This window comes from Streptomyces sp. SolWspMP-5a-2 (assembly GCF_900091845.1).
Lineage (GTDB): Bacteria > Actinomycetota > Actinomycetes > Streptomycetales > Streptomycetaceae > Streptomyces > Streptomyces doudnae.
In genome coordinates this window covers 1-11381 of the sequence record NZ_FMCI01000016.1, presented here as the reverse complement: position 1 = coordinate 11381, position 11381 = coordinate 1, and the positions used below count along the sequence as shown (strand labels likewise).

At 72.3% G+C, this 11381-nt stretch carries 10 protein-coding genes; 4 read left to right on the top strand and 6 right to left on the bottom strand.

The features are described from left to right. The 3 genes from GA0115242_RS00855 to GA0115242_RS00845 all read right to left on the bottom strand — a co-directional run. The coding region (locus GA0115242_RS00855; protein WP_093823416.1) for a sensor histidine kinase at positions 1 to 1974 on the bottom strand (1974 nt) is incomplete at its 3' end. 166 nt (positions 1975 to 2140) lie between these two features. Beyond that, complete coding sequence (locus GA0115242_RS00850) at positions 2141 to 3145, bottom strand: substrate-binding domain-containing protein (protein ID WP_093823413.1); 1005 nt, start codon at positions 3143 to 3145, stop codon at positions 2141 to 2143. 255 nt (positions 3146 to 3400) lie between these two features. Continuing rightward, on the bottom strand, positions 3401 to 3856 hold the full coding sequence (locus tag GA0115242_RS00845; protein ID WP_093823411.1) for a tellurite resistance TerB family protein: 456 nt from the start codon (positions 3854 to 3856) through the stop codon (positions 3401 to 3403). 194 nt (positions 3857 to 4050) lie between these two features. On the opposite strand from GA0115242_RS00845, the gene GA0115242_RS00840 reads away from it, so the two are divergent. Then, positions 4051 to 4398, top strand: a complete 348-nt coding sequence (locus GA0115242_RS00840; protein WP_093823408.1) for an ArsR/SmtB family transcription factor — start codon at positions 4051 to 4053, stop codon at positions 4396 to 4398. Next, positions 4388 to 6934, top strand: coding sequence for a magnesium-translocating P-type ATPase (mgtA, locus tag GA0115242_RS00835; RefSeq protein ID WP_093823406.1), 2547 nt, complete (start codon positions 4388 to 4390; stop codon positions 6932 to 6934). Before GA0115242_RS00840 ends, mgtA begins: the two co-directional genes overlap by 11 nt. Here the strand turns inward: mgtA and GA0115242_RS00830 are convergent. Then, complete coding sequence (locus GA0115242_RS00830) at positions 6925 to 8454, bottom strand: LCP family protein (RefSeq protein ID WP_093823404.1); 1530 nt, start codon at positions 8452 to 8454, stop codon at positions 6925 to 6927. The two genes, mgtA and GA0115242_RS00830, sit on opposite strands and share 10 nt — an antisense overlap. A 72-nt stretch (positions 8455 to 8526) precedes the next feature. Between GA0115242_RS00830 and tatA the strand changes: the two genes are divergently transcribed. After that, complete coding sequence (tatA, locus tag GA0115242_RS00825) at positions 8527 to 8754, top strand: Sec-independent protein translocase subunit TatA (protein ID WP_093823402.1); 228 nt, start codon at positions 8527 to 8529, stop codon at positions 8752 to 8754. Positions 8755 to 8826: 72 nt separating this feature from the next. Here tatA and GA0115242_RS00820 read toward each other — a convergent pair whose 3' ends face one another. Together GA0115242_RS00820 and GA0115242_RS00815 are read right to left on the bottom strand one after the other, a co-directional pair. Beyond that, the gene (locus GA0115242_RS00820; protein ID WP_093823400.1) at positions 8827 to 9285 is read right to left on the bottom strand and encodes a DUF6114 domain-containing protein; all 459 of its coding nucleotides are present in this window, start codon (positions 9283 to 9285) and stop codon (positions 8827 to 8829) included. Then, positions 9285 to 9953 carry a DUF6230 family protein gene (locus GA0115242_RS00815; RefSeq protein WP_093823399.1) on the bottom strand — a complete coding sequence of 223 codons (669 nt, stop codon included), beginning with the start codon at positions 9951 to 9953 and terminating at the stop codon, positions 9285 to 9287. Before GA0115242_RS00815 ends, GA0115242_RS00820 begins: the two co-directional genes overlap by 1 nt. 683 nt (positions 9954 to 10636) lie before the next feature. Here GA0115242_RS00815 and GA0115242_RS00810 point away from each other — a divergent pair. Further along, positions 10637 to 11290 (top strand): Tat pathway signal sequence domain protein, encoded by a 654-nt coding sequence (locus GA0115242_RS00810; protein ID WP_093823397.1) that lies wholly within the window; start codon positions 10637 to 10639, stop codon positions 11288 to 11290. Positions 11291 to 11381 lie beyond the last annotated feature (91 nt).

The following is an 11381-nucleotide window of genomic DNA, read 5'->3' as shown; positions in this document are numbered from 1 at the left end:
GGGCTCGGTGGCGCGCGGGTCCAGGTCCGGTTCGGCGGCGGGCGGTTCGGGGATCTCCCGGACGACGATGTCGTGCGGGAGCAGCACGATCGCCGACGTCCCGCCGAACGGCGAGGGCCGCAGCGTGACGGCGATGCCGTGCCGGGTGGCGAGCTGCGCCACCACGAACATGCCGAGGCGCAGGTCGTCGGCGAGCGCCACCACGTCGAACTGCGGCGCCACCGCCAACTGGTCGTTCAGGGAGGCGTAGTCCTCCTCGGACATGCCGAGACCGCGGTCCTCGACCTCGATCGCGAGCCCCTTGGCGACGATCGCCGCCCGCACCCCGACCGGGCTCGGGGAGGGGGAGTACACCGTCGCGTTGTCGATCAGCTCGGCCAGCAGGTGGATGACGTCGGCGACCGCGGGCGGCGCCAGGTACACGTCCTCGTCGGTGTGCACCTCCACCCGCTGGTACTGGGCGACCTCGCCCACCGCGCCGCGCAGGATGTCCACCAGCGCGACCGGCTCGCGCCAGCTCCGCCGGGGCTGCTCACCGCTGATGATGACCAGGTTCTCCTCGTAGCGCCGCAACTGGCTCGCGGTGGAGTCCAGTTCGTACAGCCCCTTGAGGACCTCCGGGTCGGTGTGCTGGCGTTCCAGGGTGTCGAGCTTGGTGAGCTGGAGGTTGACCAGGTTCTGGCTCTGCCGGGCGATGCCGAGGATGATCTTCTGGAACCCGCGCCGGGTGTCGGCGAGTTCGACGGCGGTGTGCACGGCGGTGCGCTGGGCCTTGTTGAACGCCCGCGCCACCTCGCCGAGTTCGTCGCGGCCGTAGTCGAGCGGCGGGGTGGCGAGGTCGACGTCGACCTTCTCGCCCCGGTCGAGGCGGGTCACCACGTCGGGCAGCCGCTCCTCGGCGAGGCTCAGGGTGGCCTCCCGCAGTCCGGTCAGGCGCCGGGAGAGCGAGCGGGTGATCCGCCAGGACATGCCCACGCAGAGCAGCAGCGCGGCCAGGCCGCCCGCGCTCAGCGAGGCCGCCGTCAGCAGCAGGCTGTGCGCGTTGTCGGCGCTGCGGTCGAGCAGCCCGGACGTCTGCCGCTGGATCAGCTGCCCGTACTCGTCGGCGACCTTCTCCAGGGCGGCCCGCCACTGCTTCTGCCGGTCGGGCAGCGCGACCTTGTCGCCGCCCGCGGGCCGGGCCGCGAGGATCTGGTCCTCGATGGCGTTGAGGTCGCGCCACTCGTCGCTCTGGAGGATCTTCTCGGTCTCGGTCTTGGCGCTGCCGCGCAGCGACGGCACGATCTGGTCCCTGACCAGCCAGCGCCGGGTGTCCACGACCTGGGTGAACGCCGACCACTGCTTGGCGTCCAGGTGCCCGGACGGCCACGCGAGGGTGAGCTGGGCGTCCTCCTGGGATACCAGTTCGGCCGCGTGCTCCAGGGCGACCAGGGGTCCGGCCTGCGAGGTGAGGTCGCCGTCGTCGACCTGGGACAGCTCCTGGAAGGCGTGGATCTGGTCGTCGATGATCGAGCCGTACTGGTCGAGCGCCTGGGCCGCGGTGATGTCCGTCGGGTCGTCGACCTGGCCCCGGTAGTACTCCAGGCTGCCCACCGAGCCGAGCACCGAGTACAGCCGGTCGGAGATGCGCGCGGGCGCCTTCTGGATCGCGTCGGACTGGCGCACCAGCTTGGCGACGGCGGCGTCGGTGATCGCGCGCTGCTTGTCCAGCGCGTCCCGGTTGCCCTTGGGGTCGGTCAGCCAGATGGCGGAGAAGCTGCGTTCGCGTTGCAGCGCGAGGGTCGCCTCGGTGCCCATCGCGCCTGTCGACCGGCTCAACTCGGTCTGGCTGCGCAGCCGGAGCCCCTCGGTGAACATCTGGGTGGTGGTGACACCCCACATCGCGGCGAGGGTGACGCTGGGCACCAGGGCCAGAAGGATCAGCGAGAGACGTATGGAGCCGAGGCGGCGCCGGGCACCTGTCCGTGGAGACATCGGTCGTCCTAGGCGATCTGCGGGGCGGGAAGGGGTGGGTGAGCGGTCGGGGACGGTCGGGAGCCGCGGAACGGCACGGGGTGGGTGACGCCCAGGATGCCATCCGCGCCGACGGGCCCGGGAGGCGGCCGTTCTCGTGTCGTCCTGGGCATCGCGCGTCGTCCCGTCAGCGGGTGCCGCCGGCCGCGTACCGGGCGACGGCGGCCGCGTTCGACTTGGTCACGAAGGCCGGTCCGGTCAGGACCGGGGAGACACCGCCGCCGCTGACGTTGCCGTTGGTCCGGTAGAGCCACAGCGCGTCGACGGCCAGATAGCCCTGGAGATAGGGCTGTTGGTCCACGGCGAACTGCACGTCGCCCGTGCGGACCGCCTTGACCAGGTCGTCGTTGAGGTCGAACGTCGCGACGTGGGCCCTGCTGCCCGCCGCCTTCACCGACTTGACGGCGGTCAGCGCGAACTGCGCGCCGTTGGTGACGACTTCGTCGATGGTCGGGTCCTGGCGCAGCTTCGCGGTGACGGCGGCGGCGACCGACTTCTGGTCGGTTCCCTCGACATAGAGCATCTCGGTCTGCCCGTCGAAGGTCTTCTTCACCCCGGCGCAGCGGGCTTCGAGGGCGACGTTCCCGCGCTCGTGGATCACACAGAGCGCGTGCTGGGCCCGGAGCGAGTCGAGTTTGTCGCCGACCGCGCGTCCGGCGACGCTCTCGTCCTGGCCGAAGTACTCCAGCAGGCCGGACGGACGCCAGGCGTCGATGCCGGAGTTGAGGCCGACCACCGGGATGTCGGCGGTCTTGGCCTGCGCCACCGGGATCTTCATGGCCTGCGGCTTGGCGAGGGTGAGCGCGATGCCGTCGACCTTGTCGCGGACGGCGTCCCGCACCAGTTCGGCCTGGCCGGTCGGGTCGGGGTCGCTGGTGTAGGTGAGGTCGATGCCGTCCTTGGCGGCCGCGTCCTCCGCGCCCTTCTGCACCCGGTCCCAGAAGGCGTCGCCCTTGCCGCCGTGGGTGACCATGGCGATCTTCAGGCGTCCGGCGCCCGCGCGGCCCGTGGCGTCGGTGCCCGAGCCGTCGTCCGAGGCCGAGCAGCCGGCCGCGAAGAGGCAGGTCACGACGGCCAGTGCCACGGCGGGCACGGGTCTGCGGAGTCGGATGGGGGCGGGTGGAGTCTTCATGAGGGTGCGGCACCTCGCTGTGCGGCCGAACAGGAGTACGGCGAGAAGACGCCGCCGAGTGGCCGAATAACGGTACGCCGAACAGGTGACTCTCGCTGGCCCGGAGCCAATCGCGTGTGACCACCGGTCGTCAAGTGACCGGCCACATGCCGTGAGTTGTTGCTCCCGCATCGTAATGATCTCGGGATGGTCGTCCGGGGCCGCGCAGAGACGGGTCCGGCCCCCGGGTGCGCGGGGGCCGGACGGTCGGGAGGGTCAGAGGTCGAACTCGTGCGGGGGCAGGTCGAGGGTGAAGCAGGCCTCCCTGACCACGGCCCGCTCGGTCGGGTCGAAGTCGCCGTCGGCGCCGCCGATGACGATGCCGATCTGGATCACGGCGCGGGCCTCGGCGGGCTTCTTCTTCGCCTTGGCGATCTCCTGCAGGACGCTGACCTTGCCGAAGTCGAAGTCGGCGGTGAGCTTGTTCAGGTTCTCCTCGAAGCGGCGGCGCAGGTCGTCGGCGGGGAAGTTCTGGAGGACCTCGTTGTTCGCGATGAGCTGGGCGACCCGGCGGCGCTCGCTGGGGTCGATGGTGCCGTCGGCGGCGGCGACGAGCGCGCACATGGCCATGCTGGCGTCCCGGAAGGCGCCGCTCTTGAGGTCGTTCTTCTTCGCGACGAGCTGGGTCTGCATCGTCGAGGCGGATTCCTTGATGCGGTCCCACAGGGCCATGCGGTTCTCCTGGTGTTCGGATCGGCCGTACCCGGACGGCCTCTGGTTTCTACAGCACTGTAGAAACTATCGGAGGCGCCCGGAGGTTCCGCCCCCGCCGATCTTCTTCAAGCCACCTAGACTGGACCGGTCCCCGGCCAGGACCCGGCCCCGGACGACCCGCGACGACGGCAAGAGCGAGAGAGGCGACGACGGTGGCGACAGCCGGAAATGGCTCCGAGGACCCCTCCGCCGACGTGCTCGACCAGGCCGCCGCGGCCTTCGGGATGCTCGCCTCACCGGCCCGGCTGCACATCGTCTGGGCGCTCGCCCAGGGCGAGAGCGACGTGACCGGCCTCGCCGACCGGGTCGGCGGCGCGCTGCCCGCCGTCAGCCAGCACCTCACCAAGCTGAAGCTCGCCGGCCTGGTCAGGGCCCGCCGCGAGGGCCGCCGCCAGGTCTACTTCGTGGACGACCCCGACATCGTCGACGTGGTGCGCCTCATGGTGGGCCGCCTCACCGACCGCGCCGAACTCCCGGCACCCCGCGTCCGTGGCCTCTGACACGGCCCACCCGGCCCCCGCCGAGCCCGCGTCCGCCGACGGCACCGCCCTCCAGGTGCTGCGCCGCCTCGACAGCGGCCCGCGCGGACTCACCGACACCGAGGCCGCCGCCCGCCTCGCCGCGCACGGCGAGAACACCGTGCCCGGCGTCCGCACCCCGTCCTGGCCCCGCCGCTGCCTGCGCGGGGTGCGCGACCCCTTCACCGCCGTCCTGCTCTGCCTCGCCCTGGTCTCCGCCGCCGTCGCCTCCTGGGGCACCGCGAGCGTGATCCTCTCCCTGGTCGCCGTCAGCTGCGTGCTGCGCGCCACCGGCGAACACCGCGCCGACCGCTCGATAGCCGCCCTGCGCGGCCTGGTCAGCGGCACCGCCACGGTGCTGCGCCGCGCCGACGGCGGCGCCGAGCGTGCCCGCGAGGTCCCGGTCGCCGAACTCGTCCCGGGCGACGTGATCAGACTCGGGCCTGGCGACCTCGTCCCCGCCGACGTGCGGCTGCTGCGCGCCCGCGGTCTCACCGTGCACCAGGGCGCCCTGACCGGCGAGTCCGTTCCGGTGCCCAAGGCCGCAGCCGACGTGCCCGGTACACCGCACGACGGCCCCCTCGGCCAGGCCCACCTCTGCTTCCAGGGCAGCGGCGTCGCCACCGGCAGCGCCACCGCCGTCGTCGTGGAGACCGGCGCGCGCACCCGGTTCGCCGCCGCGCACCGCGTCGCGCGCCCCCGCGGCGACAGCGCCTTCGACCGCTCCGTGCACGGCATCTCCTGGGTCCTGATCCGCTTCATGCTGCTCACCCCGCCGCTGGTCCTCATGGCCAACGCGGCGGTGCGCGGCCGGGGCCTCGAGACCCTCCCGTTCGCGGTCGCGGTGGCCGTCGGGCTCACCCCCGAGATGCTCCCCGTCATCGTCACCACCTGCCTCGCGCGCGGCGCGGCCCTGCTCGCCCGGCACCACGACGTGATCGTCAAGCGCCTTCCCGCCCTGCACGACCTCGGCGCGGTCGACGTGCTCTGCGTCGACAAGACCGGCACCCTCACCCAGGACCGCCCGGTCGTCGCCCGCGCCCTCGACCCGAGCGGCCGCGACGACCCCGACGTCCTGCACTGGGCCGCCGTCCACACCTGGTGGACCCTCCAGCTCGCCGAACTGCCCGCCCCCGACGCCCTCGACGAGGCGATCCTCGACGCGGCCGGGGCCGTCGGCGAGGAGTACGACGGGGTCGCCGCCGTCCCGTGCGGGCCCGGCCGCAGGATCGCCACCGCCGTACTGCGCGGCCCCGGACTCGGCATCGGCACCGTCCTCGTCAAGGGCGCCGTCGAGGACGTCCTGGAGCGCTGCGCGGTGAGCCCGGGGGAGCGGGAACGCCTGCTGGCGCTGGCCGCCCGGGAGGCCGGGGCCGGGTCACGGGTGCTGGCGCTCGCCACCGCCGAACGCCCGGTCCGCGACCGCTCGTACGGCGACGAGCGCGGCCTCGCCTTCCGCGGCCTCGTCACCTTCCACGACGCGCCCGCCCCGAGCGCCGCCGAGGCGCTGCGCACCCTCACCGGACTCGGCGTCACCGTGCACGTGCTGACCGGCGACCACCCGGCGACCGCCGCCCGCGCCTGCCGCGACCTCGGCCTCGAACCCGCCGCGGTGCGCCTCGCCTCCGACGCCGACGGCGCCGTCCCCGGCGCGGGACCCACCGTCGTCGCCCGCTGCACCCCCGAGGACAAGGCGCGCATCGTCGCCGGGCTGCGGGCCGCCGGGCACACCGTCGGCTTCCTCGGCGACGGCGTCAACGACGTGGCCGCGCTGCGCGCCGCGGACGTCGGGATCGTGCCCCGGGACGCGGTCGGCGTGGCCCGCGAGGCCGGGGACGTCGTGCTCGGCGACAAGGACCTCACCGCGATCGGGCACGCGGTCGTCGCGGGCCGCCACAGCAGCGGCAACATCGCCTCCTACCTGCGGGTGACCCTCTCCTCCAACCTCGGCAACGTCCTCGCGATGCTCGCCGCGGGGCTGCTCCTGCCGTTCCTGCCGATGCTCCCCGCGCAGGTCCTGGTGCAGAACCTCTGCTTCGACGGCGCCCAGCTCGCCTTCGCGCTCGACCGGCCCGCCCCCGCCGTGCTGCGCCGTCCGACCGGGCTGCGCCCGCGCGCGTTCCTGCGGTTCATCACCGTCTTCGGCGCCCTCAACGCGGTCGCCGACCTCGCCACCTTCGCGGTCCTCGCGATCGCCCTGCACGGACCCGACGCGCTCGACGACGAGTCCGTGTTCCACTCGGCCTGGTTCACCGAGAACCTGCTCACCCAGGCGCTGGTGATGGTGCTGCTGCGCACCGGCCGGGGCCTCGCCGAGAAGCGCGGCCCGGGACCGGTCGGCAAGGCCGCCGCCGCGCTCGCCGTGATCGGGCTGCTGCTGCCGCCGACCCCGGTCGGCGCCGCGCTGCACATGACGGTCCTGCCCGTCCCCTACCACCTGCTGCTCGGCGCCGTCCTCGGCCTGTACGCCCTCGCGCTGGTCGCCGCCCGCGCCCGCTACGAGCGCCGTCACCCGTAACTGAGGTCCGCGCACGGGTCGTCGTCCGCCGACCTGGCGTCGTCCGACACCCCGCTGGGCACCGCCGTCGGCGCGGCCGAGGAGGCGGCCGGTGCGGCCGTCGCGAACGACTGCCCGAGGACGACGTTGATGACCGCGCCGCCGATCTCCTCAAGCGCGGCACCCGGGAAGAGCGCGGCCGCCTTCTCGGCGCGGTCCTTGAGACCCGGGCCGTACTGGATCACCGTCGTCGCGTGGTCCTGGGAGGTGGCGGTGGCCGTGCCGGTGACCGTGAACCCGGCGGCGGTCAGCCGCGCCGCCCCCCGCGCCCCGAGGCCGGAGACGGGGGTGCCGTTGTACACGGCGACCGTGACCCCGGTGCCGTCGACGGCGCTCGGGGACGGCGCCGCCGACGCGGCCTTCTTCTTCCCGCCGGACCTCCCGCCGCTCGCGTCCTGGCCGTCGATGGTGCGGTCGGCCTTGAGGGCGGCCCAGAGCGCGTCGGCGTCCGGTTCCACGACCGCGACCCGCGACCCCTGGTAGCGCCAGGGCACGGTGACGAACTTGGTGTTGTGCAGGTCGATGTCCTTGAGCGACATCGCGAACGAGATCAGCTTGTCGGCCGAGCCGAGACCGGCGTCGACGGTGAGCGAGGCGGTCGCCGCGTCGGCCAGCGGCAGCAGCTTCGTCGGGGTCAGCCCGTCGCTCTTGACCTTCTTCAACAGGGAGGCCACAAAAGCCTGTTGACGCTTGATGCGGCCGATGTCGGAGCCGTCTCCGATGCCGTGCCTGATCCGCACGTAGTCCAGCGCCTTCTCCCCCGAGACGCTCTGCTCGCCCTGCGGGAAGAGGAGTTCACCGCGCGTGGACCGGTTGGGGTTGAGGTCCTTCTGGTAGATGTCCTGCGGCAGGCACACCTTCACCCCGCCCACCACCTCGGTCAGCCGCGCGAACCCCTTGAAGTCGACGACGACCGTGTGGTCGACCCGCAGCCCGGTCAGCTCCTCGACCGTGTTCTGGGTGCACGCCGGGTTGCCCTTGGCGGTCTGCCCGACCGAATAGGCCGCGTTGAACATGGTGTTCTCCTGCCTCTCGGTCCAACTGCCGTCCGGGAGCTTGCACGGCGGGATGGTGACGAGGGTGTCGCGCGGGATGGAGACGGCCAGCGCGTGCCGGTGGTCGGCGTATATGTGGAGCAGGAACGCGGTGTCGGAGCGGCCGATGTCGCCCTTGTCGCCGCCGCCCAGCGCGGAGTTGCCGTCGGTGCGCGCGTCGGAGCCGATGACCAGGACGTTCTCGCCCTTGGAGGTGCCGTCGGGGCGGTCGTCGGAGAGGCCGTCGGAGTCGAAGGTGCTGATGTTGCCGTTGAGCTTCAGATAGAGCCAGCCCGCCCCGGCCGACACCAGGACCAGGAGCGACAGGGAGACGACGAGGACGGTCCGCAGCCTGCCGCCCCCTCGCCTGCGACGCCGGTCCCGGGCCGCGGGCCGGCCGCCGCGGTGCCGCGGACGTGCTGTCGTACGGCTGCTCGTCACAGTCATCGGCGCCCCTGCGTCCTTCCCCATGGTTGTACAGTTGCGCAATATAGCAACCATGGAAGAGGGAGGTGCGCCGTGCTCCGCAACGGTCTTGAACCCTGGCATCTGCTGATCGTCGCGCTCGTCGTGATCGTGCTGTTCGGCTCGAAGAGGCTGCCCGACACCGCGCGTGCGCTGGGAAAGTCGATGCGCATCCTCAAGAGCGAGACCAAGGCGATGAAGGACGAGACCGCGCGGGACGAGCCCGCCGCGCGCCCGGTGGTGGAGCCGACCGAGGTCCGTCCCGGGCCCGCCGCACCCTGAGGACGCGGGCCGGGGACCGGCCGCGGGCCGACCCCGGCACCGTCCGCGGACGGGTCGGCCCCGCGGTGCCGGTTACGGCCGGGCGGCCGGTGCCGGGTCCGCGGCGGCGCGCGCCTCGCGCTCCTTCTTCCGGTCGGCCCTGCGCTGCCGGCGGCCGCGGCGCGGCTCCTGGTCCGGCAGCCAGCCGAAGGCGAGGCAGCTTCCCACCAGGCCGAGCAGCAGCCCGACGAAGAAGCCGCCCAGGTTCGAGGTGACCCAGGTGCCCAGCGAGGCCAGCACCCCGAGGATCGAGTAGAACAGGCGCTGGCCGGGGCTGAAGAGGGTCAGCAGCCCGCAGAGCACCATCACGGCCGGGAGCAGGTAACCGGCCAGGCCCTGCATGCCGATGTGCATGACGACCTTGAGGGAGACCTTCTCGGTGAGCAGGATCTCCGCGCCGCCCAGGGCGAGCAGCAGCCCGCCCCAGAACGGCCGTACGGCCCGCCACTCCCGGAAGGCGGACCGTATGCCCTGCTGGGGGACGCCCCTCATCAGCAACCCGAGCCGCTGAAGCTCAGCTTCAGACCCGGGAGCTTGAACACACCGGCCGTGGTCGCGTAGTTGGTCTGCCGCAGGTTGGCGATGCGGACGGTGTCCGCCTGCTGGCTGAAGACGCCGAGCGGACCCTTGACGCCCGCCTTGGTGAGCGTGCTCGCGTCGTTGCCGATCTCGATGTTGTTGAACGACGCGTCGCCCGACAGCTCGGTGGAGTCGGTGGTGAGGTCGGTCGCCTCGACCTTGTGCGCACCGCTGCCCGCCTTGATCAGCAGGTTGGTGCCGCCGAGGTCGACGCTCTGGCACAGCTTGGTCAGCGTGGCCTTCTTGATCGCGGACGTGATGACCAGGACCTGGCCGCCGGTGTCGCCCGCGTTCGGGCTGTTGTCGGCCATGTTGTCGAGGCCGCCGAACTGCTCGAAGCCGGTGCCGTTCAGCTCGGTCGCGGTGACCGTGAAGGGCATGCCGGAGATCGCGAACTGCACGCCGAGCGCGCCCTGCGCGGTCATGATGGCGAGGCCCGCGGCGATCGCGGTGGCCGGTACGGCCATCACCGCCGCGCGGCGCAGCCGGACCCGTCCGCCTCTCGCGGACTCGGTGACGGAACCGCTCCCGGGGTTCCCGGGGTGGTCGGCGGACGAGGTGACGTCCGAGGACGAGGCCATTTCTGCTCCCCTGTGCATAGTCAGTGCGGGTTGGGCGTCAGCGGCGCGTTGTCCTGGCGCGGACAGCGGCTGCGGAGCACGCCTCCTCCTGCCTCCCGGTGGCGCAAGGGCGATCTCGTACTCCGCAGTAGCCTTCGAGGAAGTTACCGGGGGTTACATTTAGGGGTCAAGAGAGTTGTGGAAAAAGGGTGTTGATTGTGTTTCGGGCATGCGACGCGGCTGTGCCCGGCTCTGCGCAAACCCGCAGTTCGAGGGGCAACTACCGGTCACACTCTTGACGTTGACTGACCATCAGGTCTACAACTTCCTCTGGCTCATCCTGGATCCGTGGCGCCGGATCCCGTCACGCGGCACCAGTCCGCGTGTCCCGGACCTCGTTGTCCAGCACGGGCGTTGAACCGCCCCGAGTCCCACCCTCACCGACGGCCCGCACGGGCGCTTCCCCTCCGGTCCGTGCCGGCCGTTACTCCCGCCCGGCCCGGTCACTGGCTCGTCCCACGGGTCCGTGACCGGTTCACCGGCCGGTCGTCGTTGCCGGTCCGTCACGTACGGAGAAGGCGTGACGGACCGGCAACGGCGGACGCCGTTCCGCGTCCCCCCGCACTGGCGCCCCCTCACACCGTTCGGCGAAGCACCGTCCATCACCCTCAGTGGCACCCCCTTCAGGAATGAGGCATGCCCGCATGCGCACTCGCACCCTGTTCACCCTCGTCGGAACCGTCGCCGCGCTGGCCGTCCCGCTGGCCGCCACCCCCGCCTCGGCGGCGGGCAACGTCCTCACCACCGGCTCGGCGGGCGGCACCGCCGTCGCCGTCGGCGACACCCTGACCGCGCCCCTGGCCAGCGGCACCAGCGCCACCCTCTACTCCAGCGCGACCGGCACCAGCGGTGTGAAGTGCACGTCCTCGACCTTCACCGCGAAGGTCACCGCCAACCCGGCCGCGCCGGGCACCGCCACCGAGTCGGTCACCGGCCAGTCCTTCACCAGCAGCAGCTGCACCAGCAACGTCACCGGCGTCACCGGCGTCAGCAGCATCACCGTCGACAACCTGCCGTACACCACCGCCGTGACCTCCAGCGGCGCCCTGACGGTGAGCCCGGCCAGCGGCTCCACCATCCAGACCACGGTGAAGCTGGCCACCCTGCTCGGCACCATCACCTGCGTCTACCAGGCGCCGAGCCTGACCGGCACCTCCAGCAACACCGACAACAGCATCAACTTCACCAACCAGGCGTTCACCAAGACGTCCGGCTCGTCGCTCTGCTTCAGCAGCGGCTACTTCACCGCCAAGTACGCCCCGGTGCAGGACAACGGCGCCACCGTGTTCGTCAACTGACCTCGTCGCGAGGCCGGTTCAGCGCCTGCGCAGGCGCATCGCGAGAGCGGCGCCGCCGGTGAGCACCAGCACCGCGGCGGCGCCGCCCGCC